The organism is Aquibium sp. A9E412, from assembly GCF_030398335.1.
Taxonomy (GTDB): Bacteria; Pseudomonadota; Alphaproteobacteria; order Rhizobiales; family Rhizobiaceae; genus A9E412.
This window is the reverse complement of sequence record NZ_JAOAOP010000008.1, coordinates 1-22928: the sequence shown is the minus strand read 5'-3', so window position 1 is coordinate 22928 and position 22928 is coordinate 1. Positions and strand designations below refer to the sequence as shown.

Sequence of the window (22928 nt, the reverse complement as noted above, 5' to 3'; positions counted from 1 at the left end):
GCCGCCATCGCTCGCGGGCGCGGCCGGGCCGCGCGACCGCGACGGCGGCCTCGGCTTCTGGCCGCTCACACCGACGGCATCACGCCCGGCGTGGCGGCGAGCGCCGGCTCGGGCAGCCGGCGCCAGATCAGCCATGCCACCACCGCGGTCGCGCCCATTGCCGGGATGACGGCGGTCAGCGCCAGCACCGGATCGCCGACGGCGGCCGCGGCCAGGCCGCCGACCAGCCCGGCGCCCATCTGCATGAAGCCGGCGAGCGAGGAGGCCGCGCCGGCGATCTGCGGAAACGGCGCCAGCGCCGCCGTCATCATCGCCGGCATGACGAAGGCGATGCCGAAGGCATAGAGGCCGACGGGGCCCATGACGCCGAGCAGGCTCGGCTGCCAGCCGGACAGCACCACCACCAGGAGCACGCTGCCGAGCGCCACGAAGACGAGGCCGACCGGCACCAGCGCATAGGCGCCGAAGCGGCCGAGCAGCACCCGCACGACCAGCGAGCCGGCGAAGAAGCTGCCCGACTGCATCAGCATCGCCACGCCGAAGGCGGCGGGCGACAGGCCGACCCGGTCCATCAGGATGAAGGGCAGCACGGTCGCCTGGGTGTAGAGCGCGCCGATCGTGCCGGCGATCACCAGGCTGGAGGTGACGAAGTAGCCGCTCTTCATCAGCGTCGCATAGGACGCCATCAGCGCCCGCGGGCGGATGCGCGACAGGTCGCGGCCGACCGTCTCGACCATGCCGACGCGCACCACCAGGATGATGAGGATGCCGAAGACGAGCATCAGCGCGAAGATCGACTGCCAGCCGGCGACCAGCATGGTGAGCCCGCCCAGCGTCGGCGCGAAGGCGGGGCCGGCGGCCAGGATGATGCCGATCAGGTTCATGATGCGCGCCGACCGCTCGTGCGTGAACAGGTCGCGCACCACGGCACGGGCGATCGCGATGCCGGCGGCCGCGCCGACGCCCTGCACGAAGCGCGCCGCGATCAGCACCTCGATGGTCGGCGCCAGCACCGCCAGCAGGCTGGCGCCGACATAGATCGCCATGAAGGCGACGGTGACGGGCTTGCGGCCGAAGCCGTCGGACAGCGGTCCGCAGATCAGCTGGGCGAATGCAAAGCCGGCAAAATAAAGCGACAGCGTCAGCTTCACCGCCGCTTCCGTGGTGTCGAAGTAGCGCACGATCTCGGTCATCGCCGGCGTGAACAGCGCCATCGAGACCGGCCCGATGCCGACGAGCAGCGCGCCGATGACGCTGACCCGCCGCTCGCTCATCAACGGCCGCGCGGCGGCGGTGCCGGGGCTCGGATGAACGTTCATGGGCCGGCGTCCGCCGGCTCGCGGCCGGGCGCGCAGCGCGCCGCCGCCAGATTGTCGCGCGCGGCGGCGAGCGCCCCGATGAAGGCCTCCCACTCGCCCGCCGTCATCGATCCGGCGACCTGGGCGCGGATGCCGGCGGCCACCCGCTCGATGTCGGCGAGCACGGCGTCGGCGGCGTCGGTCAGCCGCACCAGCTTGGCGCGCCGGTCGGCCGGATCGGCGCTGCGCGTCACCAGGCCGCGTGCCTCCAGCCGGTCGAGATAGCCGCTCAGCGTCATCGCCTCGACGCCCATGCGCTCGGCGAGCACCGCCTGGCGCACGGTGCCGGCGCGCGCGGCGTGCGACAGCGCCCGCGCCTCGCCGGCCGTCACGCCGAGCGCGGCGTCGCCGATGCGCCGGTCGAACTCGGCGCGGATCAGCCGCGCGAGGTCGGTGACGAGAAAGCCGACGGCATTGGGATCGACCCGGTGGCGCATGAGATTTCCTAAGTCCGCCTTATTATCAGGCCTCCTTAGTTATACCGCCGGCCGGGCCTGTCAAGCTTGCGGCGGCGCGTCCGCCGGCCTACATGCCGGCTCGGTCCGGCGTGCCTCTGCACGGCCGGCCGCGCCGCCGACAGCCCCCGCAAACCGGACCCGCCATGCCCGCCCAGCCCGCCATCGATCTCGCCGCGCACCCGCTCACCGCCTGGGACGGGCCGCTCGGCCTGCCACGCTTCGAGCGCATTGCCGACACCGATTTCGCGCCCGTCTTCGACGCCGCCCTCGCCGCCCACCGGGCCGAGATCGAGGCGATCGCGGCCGATCCCGCGGAGCCGACGGTCGACAACACGCTGGCCGCGCTCGAGCTGTCGGGCCGGCCGCTGGCGCGCGTGGCCGCGCTGTTCTGGTGCCGGGCCGGCGCCCACACCAACGAGACGATCCGCGCCCTCGAGCGCGACATCGCCCCGCGCATGGCCGAGCACGCCTCGGCGCTCCACATGAACCCGCGCCTCTTCGCCCGGCTCGACGCGCTGCACGAGCGGCGCGCGGCGCTCGGCCTCGACGGCGAGACGCGGCGCGTTCTGGAAAAGACCTGGAAGCGCTTCGTGCGTGCCGGCGCCAGGCTCGACGCGGCCGGCCAGGCGCGGCTGGCCGAGATCAACCGCGAACTCGCCGCGCTCGGCACCCGCTTCGGCCAGAACGTGCTCGCCGACGAGGCCGACTGGACGCTGCTGCTCGACGCCGGCGACGATCTCGCCGGCCTGCCCGGCTTTCTCACCGGCGCCATGGCGGCGGCGGCCGAGGCCCGCGGCGCGCCCGGCCGCTATGCCGTCACCCTGTCGCGCTCGATCGTCGAGCCGTTTCTCGCCTTTTCCGAGCGCCGCGACCTGCGCGAGACGGTGTTCCGCGCCTTCACCGGCCGCGGCGCGCGCGACGGCGAGACCGACAACCGGCCGCTGGTCGCCGAGACGCTGGCGCTGCGCGCCGAGAAGGCGCGCCTGCTCGGCTATGCCGACTATGCCGCCTACAAGCTCGACGACACCATGGCCGGCAGCGCCGACGCGGTGATTGAGCTGATGCGCCCGGTCTGGGACAAGGCGCGCGCCCGCGCCGCCGAGGACGAGGCCGCGCTGGCCGACCTCGCCGCCGAGGAGGGCCACAACCACGCCATCGCCGCCTGGGACTGGCGCCACTACGCGCGCAAGCTGCGCAACGCGCGGCTCGCCTTCGACGAGACCGAAGCCAAGCCCTACCTGTCGCTGGACGCGATGACGGCGGCCGCCTTCGACGTCGCCGGCCGGCTGTTCGGCCTCACCTTCGAGGAGCAGCCGGGCGTCGCCGCCTGGCACGAGGACGTGCGCGTCTTCCTGGTGCGCGGCGCCGACGGCCGCGAACGCGGCCTCTTCCTGTCCGACCCCTTCGCGCGCGCCTCGAAGCGCTCCGGCGCCTGGATGAGCGCGCTGCGCCCGGCGCACCGGCTGGCCGGCGGCGAGACGCCGATCGTCTACACCGTGATGAACTTCGCCAGGCCGCGCGCCGGCGAGCCGGCGCTGCTGTCGCTCGACGACGCGCGCACGCTGTTCCACGAGTTCGGCCATGCCCTGCACGGCCTGATGAGCGACGTGACCTGGCCGTCGATCTCCGGCACGGCGGTGGCGCGCGACTTCGTCGAGCTGCCCTCGCAGCTCTTCGAGCACTGGCTGACGGTGCCCGACGTGCTGCGCCGCCACGCCCGCCACCACGAGACCGGCGCGCCGATGCCCGACGCGCTGCGCGACGCGCTGATCGCGGCGCGCAACTTCGACGCCGGCTTCGCGACCGTCGAGTTCACCGCCTCGGCCCTGGTCGACATGGCGTTCCACGCCGCCGAGCCGCCGCAGGACCCGATTCGTTTCGAGGCCGAAACGCTGGCCGCGCTGGACATGCCCGCGGCGATCGCCATGCGCCACCGCACGCCGCACTTCCTGCACGTGTTCGCCGGCGACGGCTATTCGGCCGGCTACTATTCCTACATGTGGTCGGAGGTGCTCGATGCCGACGCCTTCGCCGCCTTCGAGGAGGCGGGCGATCCGTTCGACGCGGCGACGGCCGCCCGGCTCGCCCGCCACGTCTATGCCGCCGGCGGCTCGGCCGAGCCGGAAGCGCTCTACACCGCCTTCCGCGGCCGCATGCCCGACCCCGCCGCGCTGCTGCACAAGAAGGGGCTCGCCTGAGAGGTCGCCCGGCGGCGGCGCCGGGGCGAGCGGGCGAGGCGGCCGGCCGCCGCCCCGCGGCCGCGGGCCTTTCGCAGCGCGGCGAAACCATGTAAGAGCGCGTCCCGAAGGCGCGTGGCCGCATCCTGCCCGCTGCCCGCCGCATCCCGAGAGACCCTATGGACCTTCGCAACATCGCGATCATCGCCCATGTCGATCATGGGAAGACCACGCTCGTCGACGCCCTGCTGCGCCAGTCGGGCTCGGTGCGCGAGCACCAGCGCCTCGCCGAGCGGGCGCTCGATTCCAACGAGCTGGAGAAGGAACGCGGCATCACCATCCTCGCCAAGGCGACCTCGGTGGTGTGGCGCGACACCCGCATCAACATCGTCGACACGCCCGGCCACGCCGATTTCGGCGGCGAGGTGGAGCGCATCCTCAACATGGTCGACGGCGCCGTGCTTCTGGTCGACGCGGCCGAAGGGCCGATGCCGCAGACCAAGTTCGTCGTCGGCAAGGCGCTGAAGGTCGGTCTCCGGCCGATCGTCGCGGTCAACAAGATCGACCGCCCGGACGCCCGGCCCGACGAGGTCATCAACGAGGTGTTCGACCTGTTCGCCGCGCTCGACGCCGACGACGAGCAGCTCGACTTCCCGATCCTCTACGGTTCCGGCCGCGACGGCTGGATGGCCGATGATCCGGCCGGACCGAAGGAGGACGGGCTGGCGCCGCTGTTCGACCTGGTGCTGCGCCACGTGCCGCCGCCGAGCGTCGGCGAGGGGCCGTTCCGCATGATCGGCACCATCCTGGAGGCCGACAACTTCCTCGGCCGCATCATCACCGGACGCATCGAATCGGGCGCGCTCAAGCCCAACCAGACGGTCAAGGTGCTGTCGCGCGACGGCGCGACGGTGGAGACCGGCCGGGTCTCCAAGATCCTCGCCTTCCGCGGCCTCGAGCGCCAGCCGATCGACGGCGCCCAGGCCGGCGACATCGTGGCGATCGCCGGGCTGTCCAAGGGCACGGTGGCCGACACCTTCTGCGATCCGTCCGTCGACGCGCCGCTGCCGGCCCAGCCGATCGACCCGCCGACGGTGACGATGTCCTTCCTGGTCAACGATTCGCCGCTCGCCGGCACCGAGGGCGACAAGGTGACGAGCCGCGTCATCCGCGACCGGCTGCTGCGCGAGGCCGAGGGCAACGTGGCGCTGAAGATCGAGGAGACGCCGGAGAAGGACTCCTTCTTCGTCTCCGGCCGCGGCGAGCTGCAGCTCGCCGTGCTGATCGAGACGATGCGCCGCGAGGGCTTCGAGCTCGCCGTCTCGCGGCCGCGCGTCGTCATGCAGCGCGCCGAGGACGGCGGCCTGCTCGAGCCGGTCGAGGAGGTGGTGATCGACGTCGACGAGGAGCACGCCGGCGTCGTCGTGCAGAAGATGTCGGAGCGCAAGGCCGAGATGATCGAGCTCAAGCCGTCGGGCGGCGACCGCCAGCGGCTGGTCTTCCACGCCCCGACGCGCGGCCTGATCGGCTATCAGTCGGAGCTTCTCACCGACACCCGCGGCACCGCGGTGATGAACCGGCTGTTCCACGGCTACGCGCCGTTCAAGGGCGACATCGGCGGCCGCGTCAACGGCGTGCTGATCGCCAACGAGCCGGGCGAGGCGGTGGCCTATGCGCTGTGGAACCTGGAGGACCGCGGGCCGATGGTCATCGATCCCGGCGTCAAGGTCTATCAGGGCATGATCGTCGGCATCCATTCGCGCGACAGCGACCTCGAGGTCAACGTTCTGAAGGGCAAGAAGCTGTCCAACGTGCGCGCCGCGGGCAAGGACGAGGCGGTCAAGCTCACCCCGCCGGTGCGCATGACGCTGGAGCGCGCGCTGTCGTGGATCCAGGACGACGAGCTGGTCGAGGTGACGCCGAAGTCGATCCGCCTGCGCAAGCTCTATCTCGACCCGCACGAGCGCAAGCGCTTCGAGAAGAGCCGCGCCGGCGCCGCCTGAGCGCCGCGCGGGGGCGCAGCCTTCGGCCCGCACCGGCCTGGCGGGCCGGACCGCTTCGGAAAGCCCGTGCACGGCCATGCCGGATGCCGGGCCCGTCCTGCCGCGGCCGGCTTGACAGGACCGGCGAAGAGCGCCCCAATCGCCGGACGGTTGTGGAGGCGTCCGCATGGACCCGGCATTCCTGCTCACGGCGCTCGTCGTCGTTCTGGTTCCCGGCACCGGCGTGATCTACACGCTGGCGATTGCCCTCGGCCGCGGCGGACCGGCGTCGGTCTCGGCCGCGTTCGGCTGCACGCTCGGCATCCTGCCGCACATCGCTGCCGCCATCCTCGGTGTCGCCGCGCTGCTGCATGCCAGCGCGGTGCTGTTCCAGATCGTCAAGTTCGCCGGCGTGCTCTACCTGCTGTGGATGGCGTGGGGCGCGCTGCGGGAGCGCGGCATGCTGGACGCGGAGCCCGACCGCACGGCGATCGCGCATCGCGCCATCGTCCGCCGCGGCTTCCTGATCAACATCCTGAACCCGAAACTGTCGATCTTCTTCCTGGCGTTCCTGCCGCAGTTCATTCCCGCCGGAAGCGCCCGCCCGGCGCTCGACATGGCCTGGCTCGGCGCCGTCTTCATGGTCATGACCTTCGTGGTCTTCGTCGCCTACGGGCAGATGGCCGCGCTGGTGCGCGGCAGGGTGCTCGCGAGCCCGACGGTGATGACCTGGCTGCGGCGGTCCTTCGCGGCGGCCTTCGCCGCGCTCGGGCTGCGCCTCGCCCTGTCGACGCGGTAGAGGCATGGAGCTGTCGGCTCTCGCCATATTCGCCGGCGCGCTTTTGGTCGCCGCCGGCTCGCCCGGCCCGTCGATCGCCGCGCTGGTGGCGCGCGTCATCGCCACCGGCTGGCGCGGCGTGCTGCCGTTTCTCGTCGCGCTGTGGGTCGGCGAGGCGATCTGGCTGTCCTTCGCCGTCTTCGGGCTGGCCGTCGTCGCCGAGACCTTCCACGGCGCCTTCCTGGCCATCAAGTATGCCGGCGTCGCCTATCTCGTCTGGCTCGCCTGGAAGATGTGGCACGCCCCGGCGGCGCTGCCCGGCGCGGCGCTGCCGCGCGCCGGCTCCGGCGTGCGGCTGTTCCTCGCCGGCATCGCCGTCACGCTCGGCAATCCCAAGATCATGATGTTCTATCTGGCGCTGCTGCCGACCATCGTCGACCTGGCCGCCGTGTCGCTGCTCGGCTGGGCCGAGCTGACGCTGACCATGGCCGCCGTGCTGATCGTCGTCGACGTCGCCTGGCTCGCCGCCGCCGCCCAGGCGCGGCGCCTGCTGGCGAGCCCGCGCGCCGTGCGCGTGGCCAACCGCTTCGGCGCCTCGCTGATGGCCGGCGCGGCGGCCGCCATCGCCACGCGCTGAGCCGGCCGGGCGGGCGCCCTCAGCCGCCCAGCCAGGCGATCCAGCGGCCGTGATAGTCGCAGCGCGCAAGCTCGCGCGTCTCGCCGTCCGGCCACAGCGTCAGGCGCAGCACGGCGAACGGCTCGGCGGTCGTGCGCGGCTCCATGCGCAGCCAGGCGAGCGGCGCATCGGCGACAGCCGCCGCCCCCGCTTCGGCGAGCGCGGTCTCGATCCGTTGCCGGCTTTGCTGCGGCAGGTACTGCCAGACGATCGAGTGGAACAGCACGTGCACGGCACCCGGCCGCCGGCGCGCCAGCGTCGCCGCGACGAAGTCGGCCGCCTCGCACCGCTCCGGCGTCACCGGGTGTTGCGCGGCGAGCGCCAGCGCGCCCTCGAGGCGCGCCAGCCGCTCCGGCTGGTCGGGCCAGACATAGGACAACAGCCGCAGCCGGTCGGCCGGGCGCGCCGCATCGATCGGCGCCAGATCGCTGCCGCGCCGCCGCATCACGTCGAGAAAGCCGCCGAGCGGCGGCACCGCGCCCTCGACCGACGGGGCGAGCCGCACCGGCGAATCGGCCGGCCCCCAGGCGACGTCGCCGTAGCGGTAGTGGAAGCGGTCGAACAGCAGGTTGAGCCCGGCGCTCGAGCCGATCTCGTGCAGCGCCAGCGGCAGGCCGGTCTCGCGGCCGATGGCGAGGAAGCCCGGCAGCAGCATGGCCGCACGGGCGATCTCGTTGGTCTGCGGCGCGCCGTCGAGCGCGGCGGCGAGCCGCGCGTCGTGGCGCGCCAGCGCACCGGCGACGGCCGCCGCCAGCGCCTCGTCGGTCGCCGCGTTCGGCGGATAGGCGGCGGCGAGCGCGGCATCGGCGCCCGCCAGCACCAGCGCGTTGAAGCCGCCGCACAGCCGCAGCGCCAGCGCATCGGCCGCCGGGTCGCCGAGCCAGCCGAGCGCCCTGGCGCCGGTCTGCGTCGTGGTGTCGAGCGTGCCGGCAAGCAGCCGGCAGAGCGTGGCGGTGAACGGCGAGCCGAGCCTGGCGCAGCTTTCCGCCTGGTCGCGGAAGTGGCGCCGCACCGCCGCGCTCACCGGCGCATGTCTCCCGTCTCGCCCGGCGGGTTGGCGAACGGGCCGGCGGCGCCGGCGCGCGCCTGCCGCTCGTGGTCGAGCATCCAGGCGACGGTGGGGAAGGCGAGCGCGTCCCAGGGGATGCGCTCCCACTCGAACAGCGCCACCTCGAGGCTCTCCTCGCCGGCCGCGAAGTGGCCGCCGTCGAGCCGCGCGCGGTAGATGAGCTGCACCTGGCTCAGCCGCGGCACCGAATAGACCGCCAGAAGCCCGTCGATCGAAAGCCGCGCGCAGGCCTCCTCCATCGCCTCGCGGCGGGCGCCGTCCTCCGGCGTCTCGTTGAGCTCGAGATAGCCGGCCGGCACCGTCCAGTAGCCGCGCCGCGGCGCGATGGCGCGGCGGCACAGGAGCAGCCGGCCCTCGTGCCGCACCACCGCACCGACGACGATCTTGGGGTTTTCGTAGGCGACGAAGCCGCAATTGGCGCAGACCGCGCGCTCCTGGCTGTCGCCGTCCGGCACCGCGCGTTCGAAGCTGGGGGCGAGCTTGCCGCTCACGAGCCCTCCGCCAGCGCCTTCTCGATCTCGGGCATCAGGTCGCGGGCGACCGATTCGGACGTCAGCGGGCCGACATGCTTGTAGCGGATGGTGCCGTCGCGGCCGACGACGAAGGTCTCGGGAATGCCGTAGACGCCCCAGTCGATCGCCGTGCGGCCGCGGTCGTCGACGCCGATCGCATCGAACGGGTTGCCGAGCTCGGCGAGGAAGCGCCGCGCGTTCTCCGGCTTGTCCTTGTAGTTCATGCCGGCGATCACGATGCGCTCGTCCTGCGCCAGGTCCATCAAGATCGGGTGTTCGGCGCGGCATGGCACGCACCACGAGCCCCACACGTTGACCAGCGTCACCCGGCCGGCGAATTCGGTCGAATCGATGCCCGGCAGGTCCATGCGCTCGAGCGGCGGCAGGTCGGTCGGCGGCGCCTCCCGGCCGATCAGCGCCGAGGGCACGACGGAGGTGTCGCGCCCCGACAGGAGCTGCGCCAGGAAGACGGCGGCGAGCACGGCGAACACCGCCAGCGGCACGACGACGCCCCAGCGGCGGCGCTGCTGCTGCGGCTGGCTGTCGGCGCTCATCGGCCCGCCCCCGCGCCGCCGCCCGCCGCCGGCGCGGTGCGCCGGTCGGAACGGCGCCGCACGCCGCGCGCCTCGAGCTCCGCCAGCTCGCGCCGGCGCGCCCGCTGGTCGGCCAGGATCCAGCCGACCAGCGCGACGATCACCAGCGCCGACAGGCCGTAGGCGGCCGCGACATAGGCGGCATGGCTCGTCACCGGCCGCCTCCCTCCGCCGCGCGCGCGGCGAGCCGGCGCATGGCGATCACCCGGCGGCGCCAGATCTCCGTGCGCATGGCCATCAGGTGCAGGGTGAAGAACATCAGCGTGAAGCCGGCCGCGCTGACCAGCAGCGGCACGAGCAGGCTTGGATGGATGGTCGGGCCATCGAAGCGGATGACCGAGGCCGGCTGGTGCAGCGTGTTCCACCAGTCGACCGAGAACTTGATGATCGGGATGTTGACGAAGCCGACCAGCGCCACGACGGCGGCCGCCCGTCCGGCCCGCGTCGGATCGTCCATCGCCCGCGTCAGCGCGATGATGCCGAGATACATCAGGAACAGCACGAAGACCGAGGTGAGCCGCGCGTCCCACACCCACCAGGTGCCCCACATCGGCTTGCCCCAGATCGAGCCGGTGACGAGGGCGAGCAGCGTGAAGGCCGCGCCGATCGGCGCCGCCGCCTTGAGCGCCACGTCGGCCAGCGGATGGCGCCACACCAGCGTGCCGAGCGCCGAGACCGCCATCACCGTGTAGCAGAGCATGCCGAGCCAGGCGAAGGGCACGTGGATGTACATGATCCGCACCGTGATGCCCTGCTGGTAGTCCTCCGGCGCGGCGAAGCCGAGAAACAGGCCGACGGCGACGGTGAGGAGCGCCGCGCCGCCGAGCCACGGCACGACGCGGTCGACCAGCGCCAGGAAGCGCGTCGGATTGGCCAGGCCGGTCAGGCGGCCGGTCGCGGCGGCAGCGTCACTCATCGCCCCTTACATAGCCCTGGCACCGCAGCCGTGCAATTGACCGCAATGCCGCGGCGGACGCGCTGAAGCGATCGTGATCGCGCCGCTCAGTCGCCGCTCCAGCGCAGCGCCACGGCCGCCGCCAGCGGGCCGATCACGGCGAAGAACAGCGTCAGCGCGAGCAGGATCAGGAAGGGCGGCAGGAACGGGTCCGGATCGGCCACCGCGCCGCGCACCGCCGCCACGCCGAAGATCAGGATCGGGATGACGAGCGGCAGGATCAGCACCGAGACGAGCAGCCCGCCGCGCGGCAGCGCCACGGCGACCGCCGCGCCGACCGCGCCGACGAAGACGATCGCCGGCGTGCCGACGAGAAGCGTCGCCGTCGCCGCCGCCAGCCCGGCCGGCGCGACGTTCATGAACAGGCCGAGCAGCGGCGTCACCGCGACCAGCGGCAGCACGCTCGCCGTCCAGTGGGCCAGGCATTTGACGAGCACGCTCAGCGCCGTGAGGTGGCGCTCGCCGGCCATCACCATCAGGTCGAGCGAGCCGTCCTCGCGGTCGAGCTGGAACAGCCGCTCCAGGCCGAGCAGGCTGGCGAGCAGCGCACCGATCCACAGCACCGCCGGGCCGATGCGCGCCAGCAGGTTGAGGTCGGGGCCGACGCCGAAGGGAATGACGGCGACGACGGCGAGGAAGAACACCACGCCGACCAGCGCGCCGCCGCCGGCGCGCACGCCGACGCGCACGTCGCGGAGATAGAGCGCCAGCACCGCTAGGCGCCCCCCGGCCGCGCGCGGCGGCGCTTCGCTTCAGCCATCCTTGCCCCCTTGTCCCATCACGAGCTCCGTCGCGTTGTCGAGCCCGAGCGGCAGATGCGTCGCCGCCACGATCAGCCCGCCATCCTCCAGATGCGCGCCCATCAGCGCGGCGAACTGCGCGGCCGAGGCGGCGTCGAGGCCGGAGGTCGGCTCGTCGAGCAGCCAGACCGGCCGGTAGCTGACGAGCAGCCGGGCGATCGCCGCGCGCCGCCGCTGGCCGGTCGACAGATAGGCGAAGGGCAGATGGGCGATCATCTCCAGCCCGACCATCTCGAGCGCCTCGTCGACGGCCAGATGCGGCTCGCCCAGGAAGTCGCGCCAGAAGGCGAGGTTCTCGCCGACCGTCAGCGTCGTCTTCATCGCGTTGTGCGGCCCGAGATAGTGGCTCGCCGCCGCCACGTCGGGCCACGCCTCGCCGCCGCCGGCAAGCCGCACCGTGCCGGCAGCCGCCGGCAGCAGCCCCGCGACGATGCGCAGCAGCGTCGATTTGCCGACGCCGTTCGGCCCCGTCACGAGCAGCGCCCGGCCGGCCTCGAGCGCGAAGCCGATGTCGTGGAACACCGGCTCGCCGCCGCGTTCGCCCACCAGATTCTCGGCGCTCAGCCGCATGTGCGATCCCTTTCCGGCCGGCCCGTTCGCGCGGCGGCGCAAGCGGCCGTTTTGTTCCCTTTGCGGTATGGAACTCCTTTACGAAATTCTTTATATGCCGGACAACCACGCCAGCGGTCGGCGTGGAGGCCCTTTGCGCCGAACCAGCGTCGCGCGGCCCGCTTGGCTGGCGGCGCCGGGGACGGACAGCGGAAATGACCGTACCCGCACCGTCGCGCGAGTCGCCACCGGAGTCCGTTCCCGTTTCGGATGAACAGACCAGGATGGGATCGCTCGTGACCAAATCACTCGACAGCTTCAATTGCCGCCGCAGCCTCAAGGTCGGGGATCGCGAATACGTCTATTTCGACCTCAAGGAGGCCGAGAAGAACGGTCTCGACGGCGTCTCCCGCCTGCCCTTCTCGATGAAGGTGCTGCTGGAGAACCTGCTGCGCAAGGAGGACGGCCGCGCCGTCGGCAAGGAGAGCATCGAGGCGGTCGCCGCCTGGCTGACCGACAAGGGCTCGAAGGGCGTCGAGATCGCCTATTCGCCGGCCCGCGTGCTGATGCAGGACTTCACCGGCGTGCCGGCCGTGGTCGACCTGGCGGCCATGCGCGACGCGATGGCGGCGCTCGGCGGCGATCCGCAGAAGATCAACCCGCTGGTGCCGGTCGACCTGGTCATCGACCATTCGGTGATCGTCGACGAGTTCGGCACGCCGATGGCCTTCAAGCGCAATGTCGAGCTCGAGTACAAGCGCAACGGCGAGCGCTACCGCTTCCTCAAGTGGGGCCAGAAGGCGTTCGAGAACTTCCGCGTCGTGCCGCCCGGCACGGGCATCTGCCATCAGGTCAATCTCGAGTATCTCGGCCAGGTGGTGTGGAGCAAGGACGAGGACGGCGCCACGGTGGCCTATCCCGACACCTGCGTGGGCACCGATTCGCACACCACGATGATCAACGGCCTCGGCGTGCTCGGCTGGGGCGTCGGCGGCATCGAGGCCGAGGCGGCGATGCTCGGCCAGCCGGTTTCCATGCTGCTGCCCGAGGTGATCGGCTTCAAGCTGACCGGCAAACTCAATGAGGGCGTGACGGCGACCGACCTGGTGCTCACCGTCACCCAGATGCTGCGCAAGAAGGGCGTGGTCGGCAAGTTCGTCGAGTTCTTCGGCCCCGGCCTGACCAACATGACGCTCGCCGACCGCGCGACGATCGGCAACATGTCGCCGGAATACGGCGCCACCTGCGGCTTCTTCCCCGTCGACGACGAGACGCTGCGCTATCTGCGCACCACCGGCCGCTCCGACGAGCGCATCGACCTGGTCGAGGCCTACAGCAAGGCACAGGGCATGTGGCGCGAGGACGGCGCGCCCGATCCGGTGTTCACCGACACGCTGGAGCTCGACCTGGGCGACGTCGTGCCCTCGATGGCCGGGCCCAAGCGGCCGGAGGGCCGCATTCCGCTGAGCGGCATCGCCGAGGGCTTCGCGCGCTCCCTCAAGGAGGAGTACAAGAAGGACGGCGACACCGCCGAGCGCTTCCAGGTCGCGGGCGAGGACTACGACCTCGGCCACGGCGACGTGGCGATCGCCGCCATCACCTCGTGCACCAACACCTCCAACCCCAGCGTGCTGATCGGCGCCGGGCTGCTGGCGCGCAACGCCAACCGGCTCGGCCTCAAGCAGAAGCCGTGGGTCAAGACCTCGCTGGCGCCGGGCAGCCAGGTGGTGGCCGAGTATCTCGACAAGTCCGGCCTGCAGGGCGAGCTCGACAAGCTCGGCTTCAACCTGGTCGGCTTCGGCTGCACCACCTGCATCGGCAACTCCGGCCCACTGCCCGAGCCGATCTCGCGCACGGTCAACGACAAGGACCTGATCGTCGCCTCGGTGCTGTCGGGCAACCGCAACTTCGAGGGCCGCGTGTCGCCCGACGTGCAGGCCAATTATCTGGCCTCGCCGCCGCTGGTCGTCGCCTATGCGCTGGCCGGCACGGTGACCCGCGACCTGACGCGCGAGCCGCTCGGCGAGGACCGCGACGGCAATCCGGTCTACCTCAAGGACATCTGGCCCTCGACGCACGAGATCCAGGAGTTCATCGACAAGAACGTCACGCGCGAGCTGTTCGCCAGCAAATATGCCGACGTCTTCAAGGGCGACGAGCTGTGGCGCGAGGTGCAGGCGCCGGAGGGCGAGACCTATGCCTGGGACGAGAACTCGACCTATGTGCAGAACCCGCCCTATTTCGCCGGCATGTCGGGCACGGCCGGCCAGGTGAGCGACATCCGCGGCGCCCGCATCCTCGGCCTGTTCGGCGACAAGATCACCACCGACCACATCTCGCCGGCCGGGTCGATCAAGGCGGATTCGCCGGCCGGCCGCTACCTGATGGACAACGGCGTCGAGGTGGTGGACTTCAACCAGTACGGCACGCGGCGCGGCAATCACGAGGTGATGATGCGCGGCACCTTCGCCAACATCCGCATCCGCAACCACATGCTCGGCGAGGACGGCCGCACCGGCGGCTACACGATCCACCATCCCTCCGGCGAGGAGATGTCGATCTACGACGCGGCGATGCGCTACCGCAGCGAGGACGTGCCGCTGGTGGTGTTCGCCGGCGTCGAATACGGCAACGGCTCGTCGCGCGACTGGGCGGCCAAGGGCACCAACCTGCTCGGCGTGCGCGCGGTGATCGCGGAATCCTACGAGCGCATCCACCGCTCCAACCTGATCGGCATGGGGGTGATCCCCTTCGTCTTCGCCGAGGAGACCGGCTGGCAGGAGCTCGGCCTCAAGGGCGACGAGACGGTAACGATCGAGGGGCTGGCCGATCTCAAGCCGCGCCAGGAGCTCGACGCCAAGATCGCCTTCGGCGACGGCAGCGAGAAGACCGTGCGCCTGCTGTGCCGCATCGATACGCTCGACGAGCTCGAGTACTTCCGCAACGGCGGCATCCTGCACTACGTGCTGCGCGACCTGGCCGCCTGACGCGGCCCGGGCGGCGCAGCGGTTGCGCTTCGCCCGGCGCGCTGTCGCGTGCGAAAGGCGGCGCCGGGGCTCAGGCCCCGGCGCCTTTTTCTTGCGGCAGGTGGCGCGCCCGCGCCGCACCGTGCCGCACCGCGGCGGCAAGCAGGATCGCCAGCACGGTGGCGTTGAGCAGGTGCCACAGGAAATGCGTGCCGATCGGCAGCGCCGCGCACACCCGCGGATCGATCGCCCGCATGGTCAGCGACACGACGAACACGGCGGCGGCGGCGAGCACGGCCCGGCCGGCCGGCCGGCCGCGCGCGGCCAGCAGCGCGCCGAACAGCGCCAGCCCGGCGAGGCCGGGCAGATAGCCGACCGAGCCGTTGCTGGCGGCGACCAGCGGCGCGGGGATTGCCGCCGTGGCGGCGCCGGCGGCCAGGTGGAAGGCGGCGAAGCCGGCCGCCGTCGCGAGCCAGCCGAGCAGGAGGAAGCGGCGCAGCACGAACACGGTGTAGGCCAGGATGAAGAGCGCGATCGGCACCACGTCGAACCACACGGTGAGCCGGTTGGCGACGGTGTGGAACAGGCCGGAGCCGAGCCCGATCGCCACCACCAGCCAGCCGAGCGCGCGCACGAAGCCGTCGGCCCCGCTGCGCCGCGCCAGCGCCAGGCCCCACAGCCCGGCCGCGACGAAGGCGAGGTTGGTGAGCGCGTTGAGCGGTTCCGACCAGACCTGCGGCCCGGTCCGCTCGCAGTAGAGGTCGACCGGTGTCAGAAGCGCCTCGAGCATGGCGGCCGCTGCCTCCCTTTTCCTCGCGCCCGCGACGGCGCCACGCGTTTCGTCGCCCATCGCGGCGGCCGGCGCAAGACGGAGGGCGCCGTGGCGGCGCTCTCACCGCAACGTGACTTTCCGTTGAAGCCCGCCGCCGTCTAGATTGCCCGCGGTGCAGATGCGAGCGCCGCCGGCCTCGCAGAAGAAAAATCGGGATCGATGACCAGCAGGCGAGATTGTCTCAGACTCGCGGCGGCCGCCGCGGCGTGGCCGCTGGCGGCGCGTGCGCAGACCGCCACGCCGCCCGTACGCGGCGTCGTCGAGCTTTTCACCAGCCAGGGCTGCAGCGCCTGCCCGCCGGCCGATGCGCTGCTCGGCGAATGGGCGCGCTCGGACGACGTGGTCGCGCTCGGCTACCATGTCGACTACTGGGACTATCTCGGCTGGAAGGACACCTTCGCCAGCCCGCAGAACACGCAGCGCCAGCGCGACTATGCCGCGCGGCTCGACGGGTCGGTCTACACGCCGCAGGCCGTGGTCAACGGCGGCGTCCACCTGGTCGGCTCGCACCGCGAGGCGATTGAGGCCCGGCTGGCCGCCGAGGCGCCGCTTCCCGTGCCGGTGGTCGTGCGCGAGACCGGGCCGACGATCGTCATCGAGACGGGTGCGGCGGACGGTCACGCGGCGCATGTCGTGCTCGCCTACTTCAAGCCGCGCGCCGCCGTCGACGTCGCGCGCGGCGAGAATCGCGGCCGCCGCCTCACCTACTGGAACGTGGTCACCGACCTGCACACGGTGGGCATGTGGCACGGCCGGGCGCAGCGCTACGAGCTGCCGGCGAGCGAGCTCGCCCGCAAGGGGGCGAGCGGCTGCGCCGTGCTGCTGCAGACGGCCGACGCGGCGGGCCGGCCCGGCCGCGTGCTCGGCGCCGCCGCGACCGGCGGCGCCGGCCGCTGACGCACAAGCGGCGCGCGACCCCGCAGCGCACGAAAAAAAGACCGGCACTGGCCGAGGCCAGTGCCGGTCATGACTTTGCTTTGGGATCGTCGCACGAAACACGGGGCTTTCTGCCCCGAATCGGTTCGATCCGGCCGGCCCCGCGGGCGGGGGGCTTGGGGTATGCGGCACCGGGATCCGGACCGAACCGTCTCAGGCAACGGTCGGATCGTCGCCATACATTGAGGCGCCAGATGGGACAATTCGGGGCGAGATTGTGGCGGCCCCATCACCAATTTCGACAGGCTGTGCGGCTTCGTGAGCCGGCGGCCGGCGATGCCCCGCCGCCGCGGCGCGCGGCGGTCTTGCAATTCGCCGCCCCAGCGGCGATCCTCCGGCGTCGTCAATTTGTCATGAAAGGCGCAGCGATGACCGAGCGCGGCGGCAGCGGGGAGGATAGGGAGGATTCCGGGATAGTCATCCCGCTGAGCGAGGCGCAGCGGGAGCGGTCGGATCTGCCCGTCACCTTTCACCGGCGCGAGCTCGACCAGATCCTGCGGCTTTACGGACGCATGGTGGCGGCCGGCGAGTGGCGCGACTACGCCATCGACCACCTGCGCGACCGCGCCGTTTTCTCCGTCTTCCGACGCACCAGCGAGGTGCCGCTCTACCAGATCGTCAAGGTGCCGAGGCTGGCGCGCCGCCAGGGCGCGTGGCAGGTGGTCGGCGCCAACGGCGCCATCCTCAAGCGCGGCCACGAGCTCGGCCGCGTGCTGACGGTGCTCGACAAGACGCAGAAGCCGGTCAGGCTGGTGCGCGCCTGAGGCGGCCGGGCCGCGCTCACAGGTCGCCGGCCGCCGCCGCGCCCTTGGCCGCCTGCAGCAGCCAGCGCGCCACGCGGCGCGCCGGCACGGTCGGCTCCGGCGTCTCGGGACGCACCAGGTAGTAGGCGCAGCCGCTGCGGTCGGAATCGCCGAACGGCGCCTCCAGCCGTCCTTCCGCCAGATAGCGGTCGACCAGCGGCCGCCGGCCGATCGCCATCCCCAGCCCCTGCGCCGCGGCTTCCAGCACGTCGTAGTGCGACTGCACGCTGACCACGCGGCGCATGTCCGGCGGCGCGAGGCCGCGCGCCGCGGCCCACTCGCTCCACTCGTCCTGGTGCACGTCGACGACCAGCCGGCAGGCGGCCATCGCCTCGCCGACGTCGGCCCGCTGCTCGTCCGACAGAAGCCCGGGCCGGCACACGGGAAACGCCTCCTCGTCGAACAGATGATGGACGACGAGGCCGCTCCAGCGGCCGCCGCCGTAGCGGATGCCGAGATCGATGCGCTCGCGCTTCAGGTCGCACACCCGGCCGGTCGCCACCATCTGCAGGTTGACGTCCGGCACCGCCGCCTCGAGCGCGGCCAGGCGCGGGATCAGCCACATGGTGGCGAGCGAGCGCGGCAGCGTCAGCGAGACGCGGCAGCACGGCGCGGCAAGCTCGGCCGTCGCCGCGCGGATCGCGTCGAAGGCCGGGTCGATCTGCCGGAAATAGGTTTCGCCGACCGGCGACAGCCGCACCCGGTTGCCGCTACGCTCGAACAGCGGCACGCCGAGATAGGCCTCCAGCTTGCGGATCTGATGGCTGACGGCCGATTCCGACAGGCCGAGCGCGGCCGCCGCGTCGCGGTAGCGGCCGAAGCGCGCCGCCGCGTGGAAGGCGCGCAGCGCATGCAGCGGCGGCAGCGCCGACAGCGGCGCGGGCTCCTTCGGCGGGCCGCCTCCTTCCGCATCAGCATGATTCTCGCTCATGCTATCCTGAACCCAATTCTCGTGAATCGTGCGGCGAAACGCGTCACTCTAGCACGTGGCAGGCAAGGGCCAACCCCTGCTGCCATGCACGTCGTTCATGAACCGATGGAGGCGACCATGTTCGCACTCAAGCGCCTGTGGGACGATCTCGCCAGAGCACGGCGGCGCCACCGGCTGGCGCGCGAGGTCCGCGCGCTGTCGCCGCAGCTCCGCCTCGACATCGGCATCGAGGATCACCGCTTCGACGAGGCGGTGGACGGGCTGGCCGCGCGCGCCGAGCGCGAGGCGACCCGCCACACCGGGCGGCCGCCGTTCACGAGCTGGCGCGAACGGGCCGCTCCGGCAATGCCGCGGGCCCGGGCGGCGTCCTGCTGCCGGCATTGAGGGCGCGCTGCATGAACACCGTGTCGAGCCAGCGGCCGTGCTTGAAGCCGGTGCCGGTCAGCGTGCCGGCATGGCGAAAGCCGAGCGCCGCGTGCAGCCGCACGGAGCCGCTCTGGTTGGCGCCGTCGCCGATCACCGCCACCATCTGCCGGAAGCCGGCCTCCTCGCACGCCGCCAGCAGCGCGCCGAGAAGCAGCCGGCCGACGCCGCGCCGCTTGGCCGCGGGCGCGACATAGACCGAATCCTCCGTCGTGAAGCGGTAGGCGGGCCGGGCGCGGAACGGCCCGGCATAGGCGTAGCCGAGCAGGACGTCGGCATCGGCAGCCACCAGATAGGGATAGCCCGCCGCGGCGAGACCGGCCCAGCGGCGCGTCATCTCGACCGCGTCGGGCGGCTCGAGCTCGTAGCTCGCCGTGCCGTTGCGCACCGCGTCGCCATAAATGGCCGTGATGGCGGCCATGTCGGCGGCGGTGGCCGGTCGCAGCACGGGCGGCGGCGGCGCCTCGCCCGTCATCGTTTCGCCGTCCCGCGCCATCGGATCCGCCCCCGCCCGCATGAAAAAAGGGCGGCCCGTCGCCGGACCGCCCTTCGCCGTCGCGTCCTTGCGCGCCTACTCCCGGTTGCCCAGGAACTGGAGCAGGAACATGAACAGGTTGATGAAGTCGAGGTAGAGCCGCAGCGCGCCCATGATCGCCTTGCGGCCGGCCACCGCAGCGCCGTCGCCCTCGTAGTACATCTCCTTGATCTGCTGCGTGTCGTAGGCCGTCAGGCCGGCGAACACCAGCACGCCGATCGCCGAGATGGCGAACTGCAGCGCCGAGGACTGCAGGAAGATGTTGACCACCATGGCGATGATCAGGCCGATCAGCCCCATGAACAGGAAGGAGCCGAAGCCGGACAGGTCGCGCTTGGTGGTGTAGCCCCACAGCGACAGCGCGCCGAACGAGGCCGCGGTGATGAAGAACACGCGCACGATGCTCTCGCCGGTGAAGACGAGGAAGATCGAGGACAGCGAGATGCCCATCACGGCGGCGAATGCCCAGAAGGTCGTCTGCGCGGCCGATACGCTCATCTTGTGGATGCGCGCGCTCAGGAAGAAGACGAAGCCGAGCGGCGCGAGCATGACGACCCAGCGCAGCGGGCTGCCGTAGACCACCTGGGCGAAAGCCTGGTTGGTCATCGCCATCTGGGCGGTGGCGAACGCCGCCACGCCGGTGATCGCCAGTCCCAGCGCCATCAGGTTGTAGACCCTGATCATGTAGGCGCGCAGGCCCTCGTCGATCGCGGCGTCGGCGCGGCCCGGGGCGCTCGCGGCGCGAGCCTGGTAGTTGCGAAGGTCAGCCATTGTTCCCTCTTCGATTGCCACAGTCCCGTCGGGTGTCGGACACGCGCCCGAGCGCCGCTGGCGGGAGTCCAGCATGCGTGTGCCAAATATGAGGACTCTTTCGATCCAGAACAAGGGCGGGCGCCTGCGACATAGCGGTGCTTCGTCGCAGGCGCCCGCCCGTCGCGGCGCGTGGTTGGCGCGCGGTTAACGCGGCAAACGGCCCGGCCCTGGCTCGCAAAGCCGCTGCGCGCGCCCCGCAGGCACCGCGAAATCGGGCGCCGCCGGCCATCGCGCATGCCGCCATGGCTTGTCCCCGCGGCCATGCTTGTTTAGGGGGCGGGGCGGTTCGCCGAAGGACGAGGATCCTGCGCATGCTTGCCACGCCCCACTACCTGATCGACAAGTCGAAGCTCGCCCGCAACATGGCGGTGATCGACCGCGTGCGCCGGCAGTCGGGCGCCAAGGCGCTGCTGGCGCTCAAATGTTTCGCCACCTGGTCGGTGTTCGACCTGATGCGCGAGCACATGGACGGCACCACCTCCTCGTCGCTCAACGAGGTGCGGCTCGGGCGCCAGCGCTTCGGCGGCGAGACGCATGCCTACTCCGTCGCCTATGCCGATCACGAGATCGACGAGGTGATCTCCTACGCCGACAAGATCATCTTCAACTCGCTCGGCCAGCTCGAGCGCTTCGCCGGGCAGGCCTCGGGCATCGTGCGCGGCCTCAGGCTCAACCCCGGCGTCAGCTCGTCGAGCTTCGACCTCGCCGATCCGGCCCGGCCGTTCAGCCGGCTCGGCGAGTGGGACGCCGCGCGCATCGAGCAGGCGATGGACCGCATCTCCGGCTTCATGATCCACAACAACTGCGAGAACGCCGATTTCGGCCTGTTCGACCGCATGCTCGGCACCATCGAGGAGCGCTTCGGCGCCTTCCTGGGGCGTGTCGACTGGGTCAGCCTGGGCGGCGGCATCCACTTCACCGGCGCCGGCTATCCGGTCGACGCCTTCTGCGACCGGCTCAAGGCGTTCGCCGACCGGCACGGCGTGCAGGTCTATCTCGAGCCCGGCGAGGCGGCGATCACCGACACGACGACGCTCGAGGTCACGGTGCTCGACATCCTCGAGCACGGCAAGCAGCTCGCCATCGTCGACAGCTCGATCGAGGCGCACATGCTCGACCTGCTGATCTACCGCGAGAGCGCCAAGGTGAGGCCCGACGCGGGACCGCACAGCTACATGGTGTGCGGCAAGTCGTGCCTGGCCGGCGACATCTTCGGCGAGTTCCGCTTTCCCGAGCCGCTGAAGGTCGGCGATCGCATCTCGATCCAGGATGCGGCCGGTTACACGATGGTCAAGAAGAACTGGTTCAACGGCGTCGCCATGCCGGCGATCGCCGTGCGCGAGCCCGACGGCAGCGTGCGGCTGGTGCGCAGCTTCGGCTACGAGGACTACGAGCAGAGCCTTTCGTGAACGGCGCCCGCGGCAGGCCGCGGGACGAGTGGCAGAAGGAGCAGACCCCGAGATGAAGAAGAACGTGCTGATCATCGGCGCCGGCGGCGTGGGCCAGGTCGTGGCGCACAAATGCGCCCAGAACAACGACGTGCTGGGCGACATCCACATCGCCTCGCGCACGCGCGACAAATGCGCGGCGATCGTCGCCTCGGTGCGCGAGAAGAACGCCATGAAGGTGCCCGGCACGCTCGAGGCGCACGCCCTTGACGCGCTCGACGTCGAGGCGACCAAGGCGCTGATCGAACGCACCGGCAGCACCATCGTCATCAATGTCGGCTCGGCCTTCATCAACATGTCGGTGCTGTCGGCCTGCATCGCCACCGGCACGGCCTATATCGACACCGCCATCCACGAGGACCCGCTGAAGATCTGCGAGACGCCGCCGTGGTACGCCAACTACGAGTGGAAGCGGCGCGAGGAGTGCGAGAAGGCCGGCGTCACCGCCGTGCTCGGCGCCGGCTTCGACCCCGGCGTGGTCAACGCCTATGCCGCGCTGGCGCGCGACGAGCATTTCGACCGCATCGATTCGATCGACATCATCGACGTCAACGCCGGCAGCCACGGCCGCTATTTCGCCACCAATTTCGACCCCGAGATCAACTTCCGCGAGTTCACCGGCCAGGTCTGGTCGTGGCAGGAGGGCGCGTGGCGCTCGAACAAGATGTTCGAGGTCCGCAAGGACTGGGACCTGCCGGTGGTCGGCACCCAGACCACCTACATGACCGGCCATGACGAGGTGCACTCGCTGTCGCAGAACCTCGGTGTGCCCAATGTGCGCTTCTGGATGGGCTTCGGCGAGCGCTACATCACCGTCTTCACGGTGCTGAAGAATCTCGGCCTGCTGTCGGAGCAGCCGGTCACCACGGCGGAAGGCCAGGAGGTGGTGCCGCTCAAGGTGGTCAAGGCGGTGCTGCCCGACCCGGCCTCGCTGGCGCCCGACTACACCGGCAAGACCTGCATCGGCGATCTGGTGAAGGGCGTGAAGGACGGCGCCGAGCGCGAGGTCTTCATCTACAACATCGCCGACCACGCCGACGCCTATCGCGAGGTCGGCAGCCAGGGCATTTCCTACACCGCCGGCGTGCCGCCGGTCGCCGCGGCGATGCTGATCGCCAGCGGCGAGTGGGACGTGCGCCGCATGGCCAATGTCGAGGACCTGCCGCCGCGGCCCTTCCTCGGGCTGCTCGACCGGCTCGGCCTGCCGACGCGCATCCGCGACGAGGCCGGCGACCGCGCCTTCGAGGCGTAGGCCCTGTCGCAGCCGGGCGGGCTCGCCCGGCATCGCGATCACGCCGCCGGCTCCGGCCTGCCGCGCTCCCGAGCGCGGCAGG

At 71.6% G+C, this 22928-nt stretch carries 23 protein-coding genes; 10 read left to right on the top strand and 13 right to left on the bottom strand.

Going from position 1 to position 22928, the window contains the following annotated elements; all coding sequences use genetic code 11:
- Window positions 1–65: 65 nt before the first annotated feature.
- Together N1F89_RS05435 and N1F89_RS05430 are read right to left on the bottom strand one after the other, a co-directional pair.
- Window positions 66–1319 (bottom strand): multidrug effflux MFS transporter, encoded by a 1254-nt coding sequence (locus N1F89_RS05435; protein WP_290082322.1) that lies wholly within the window; start codon window positions 1317–1319, stop codon window positions 66–68.
- Window positions 1316–1795 (bottom strand): MarR family transcriptional regulator, encoded by a 480-nt coding sequence (locus tag N1F89_RS05430; protein WP_290082320.1) that lies wholly within the window; start codon window positions 1793–1795, stop codon window positions 1316–1318. The genes N1F89_RS05435 and N1F89_RS05430 overlap by 4 nt, the downstream gene beginning before the upstream one ends.
- Window positions 1796–1959: 164 nt before the next feature.
- On the opposite strand from N1F89_RS05430, the gene N1F89_RS05425 reads away from it, so the two are divergent.
- The 4 genes from N1F89_RS05425 to N1F89_RS05410 all read left to right on the top strand — a co-directional run bounded on the left by N1F89_RS05425 (window position 1960) and on the right by N1F89_RS05410 (window position 7390).
- Window positions 1960–4014, top strand: coding sequence for a M3 family metallopeptidase (locus tag N1F89_RS05425; protein WP_290082318.1), 2055 nt, complete (start codon window positions 1960–1962; stop codon window positions 4012–4014).
- Between the two features lie 158 nt (window positions 4015–4172).
- Window positions 4173–5996 carry a translational GTPase TypA gene (typA, locus tag N1F89_RS05420; protein WP_290082315.1) on the top strand — a complete coding sequence of 608 codons (1824 nt, stop codon included), beginning with the start codon at window positions 4173–4175 and terminating at the stop codon, window positions 5994–5996.
- A gap of 166 nt (window positions 5997–6162) precedes the next feature.
- The gene (locus tag N1F89_RS05415) at window positions 6163–6774 is read left to right on the top strand and encodes a LysE family translocator (RefSeq protein WP_290082312.1); all 612 of its coding nucleotides are present in this window, start codon (window positions 6163–6165) and stop codon (window positions 6772–6774) included.
- A 4-nt stretch (window positions 6775–6778) separates the two neighbouring features.
- Window positions 6779–7390 (top strand): LysE family translocator, encoded by a 612-nt coding sequence (locus N1F89_RS05410; RefSeq protein ID WP_290082311.1) that lies wholly within the window; start codon window positions 6779–6781, stop codon window positions 7388–7390.
- 19 nt (window positions 7391–7409) lie between these two features.
- On the opposite strand, the gene N1F89_RS05405 is transcribed toward N1F89_RS05410, so the two are convergent.
- From N1F89_RS05405 to ccmA, 7 genes are all read right to left on the bottom strand, one after another.
- A complete protein-coding gene (locus N1F89_RS05405; RefSeq protein WP_290082310.1) occupies window positions 7410–8453 on the bottom strand; it encodes a DUF2332 family protein in 1044 nt (347 codons plus the stop codon).
- Window positions 8450–8989, bottom strand: coding sequence for an NUDIX hydrolase (locus tag N1F89_RS05400; RefSeq protein ID WP_290082308.1), 540 nt, complete (start codon window positions 8987–8989; stop codon window positions 8450–8452). Before N1F89_RS05400 ends, N1F89_RS05405 begins: the two co-directional genes overlap by 4 nt.
- On the bottom strand, window positions 8986–9564 hold the full coding sequence (locus N1F89_RS05395) for a DsbE family thiol:disulfide interchange protein (protein ID WP_290082306.1): 579 nt from the start codon (window positions 9562–9564) through the stop codon (window positions 8986–8988). The genes N1F89_RS05400 and N1F89_RS05395 overlap by 4 nt, the downstream gene beginning before the upstream one ends.
- Window positions 9561–9758 (bottom strand): heme exporter protein CcmD, encoded by a 198-nt coding sequence (ccmD, locus tag N1F89_RS05390; protein ID WP_290082305.1) that lies wholly within the window; start codon window positions 9756–9758, stop codon window positions 9561–9563. The genes N1F89_RS05395 and ccmD overlap by 4 nt, the downstream gene beginning before the upstream one ends.
- A complete protein-coding gene (locus tag N1F89_RS05385) occupies window positions 9755–10519 on the bottom strand; it encodes a heme ABC transporter permease (protein ID WP_290082304.1) in 765 nt (254 codons plus the stop codon). Before N1F89_RS05385 ends, ccmD begins: the two co-directional genes overlap by 4 nt.
- 86 nt (window positions 10520–10605) lie before the next feature.
- Complete coding sequence (ccmB, locus tag N1F89_RS05380) at window positions 10606–11271, bottom strand: heme exporter protein CcmB (protein ID WP_290082303.1); 666 nt, start codon at window positions 11269–11271, stop codon at window positions 10606–10608.
- Window positions 11272–11310: 39 nt separating this feature from the next.
- Window positions 11311–11928, bottom strand: a complete 618-nt coding sequence (gene ccmA, locus N1F89_RS05375) for a heme ABC exporter ATP-binding protein CcmA (RefSeq protein WP_290082302.1) — start codon at window positions 11926–11928, stop codon at window positions 11311–11313.
- Window positions 11929–12191: 263 nt separating this feature from the next.
- Between ccmA and acnA the strand changes: the two genes are divergently transcribed.
- Window positions 12192–14894 carry an aconitate hydratase AcnA gene (gene acnA, locus N1F89_RS05370; RefSeq protein WP_290082300.1) on the top strand — a complete coding sequence of 901 codons (2703 nt, stop codon included), beginning with the start codon at window positions 12192–12194 and terminating at the stop codon, window positions 14892–14894.
- 70 nt (window positions 14895–14964) lie between these two features.
- Here acnA and N1F89_RS05365 read toward each other — a convergent pair whose 3' ends face one another.
- Complete coding sequence (locus N1F89_RS05365) at window positions 14965–15663, bottom strand: ceramidase domain-containing protein (protein WP_290082298.1); 699 nt, start codon at window positions 15661–15663, stop codon at window positions 14965–14967.
- Window positions 15664–15864: 201 nt separating this feature from the next.
- Here N1F89_RS05365 and N1F89_RS05360 point away from each other — a divergent pair, with 201 nt between their 5' ends.
- On the top strand, window positions 15865–16602 hold the full coding sequence (locus tag N1F89_RS05360; RefSeq protein ID WP_290082296.1) for a DUF1223 domain-containing protein: 738 nt from the start codon (window positions 15865–15867) through the stop codon (window positions 16600–16602).
- 407 nt (window positions 16603–17009) lie between these two features.
- Window positions 17010–17405: a DUF2794 domain-containing protein gene (locus N1F89_RS05355; RefSeq protein ID WP_290082294.1), complete on the top strand. Its 396-nt coding sequence runs from the start codon at window positions 17010–17012 to the stop codon at window positions 17403–17405.
- Between the two features lie 16 nt (window positions 17406–17421).
- Here N1F89_RS05355 and N1F89_RS05350 read toward each other — a convergent pair whose 3' ends face one another.
- Entirely contained in the window at window positions 17422–18375 is a 954-nt protein-coding gene (locus N1F89_RS05350) for a LysR substrate-binding domain-containing protein (RefSeq protein ID WP_290082293.1), read from the bottom strand.
- 117 nt (window positions 18376–18492) lie between these two features.
- Here N1F89_RS05350 and N1F89_RS05345 point away from each other — a divergent pair, with 117 nt between their 5' ends.
- The gene (locus N1F89_RS05345) at window positions 18493–18759 is read left to right on the top strand and encodes a hypothetical protein (RefSeq protein ID WP_290082291.1); all 267 of its coding nucleotides are present in this window, start codon (window positions 18493–18495) and stop codon (window positions 18757–18759) included.
- Here N1F89_RS05345 and N1F89_RS05340 read toward each other — a convergent pair.
- Window positions 18689–19294, bottom strand: a complete 606-nt coding sequence (locus N1F89_RS05340) for a GNAT family N-acetyltransferase (protein ID WP_290082289.1) — start codon at window positions 19292–19294, stop codon at window positions 18689–18691. The genes N1F89_RS05345 and N1F89_RS05340 overlap by 71 nt on opposite strands.
- Before the next feature lie 75 nt (window positions 19295–19369).
- Window positions 19370–20104, bottom strand: coding sequence for a Bax inhibitor-1/YccA family protein (locus N1F89_RS05335; RefSeq protein ID WP_290082287.1), 735 nt, complete (start codon window positions 20102–20104; stop codon window positions 19370–19372).
- Window positions 20105–20457: 353 nt separating this feature from the next.
- On the opposite strand from N1F89_RS05335, the gene nspC reads away from it, so the two are divergent.
- Complete coding sequence (gene nspC / locus N1F89_RS05330) at window positions 20458–21555, top strand: carboxynorspermidine decarboxylase (RefSeq protein WP_290082284.1); 1098 nt, start codon at window positions 20458–20460, stop codon at window positions 21553–21555.
- A 52-nt stretch (window positions 21556–21607) separates the two neighbouring features.
- On the top strand, window positions 21608–22846 hold the full coding sequence (locus N1F89_RS05325) for a saccharopine dehydrogenase family protein (RefSeq protein ID WP_290082282.1): 1239 nt from the start codon (window positions 21608–21610) through the stop codon (window positions 22844–22846).
- Window positions 22847–22928 lie beyond the last annotated feature (82 nt).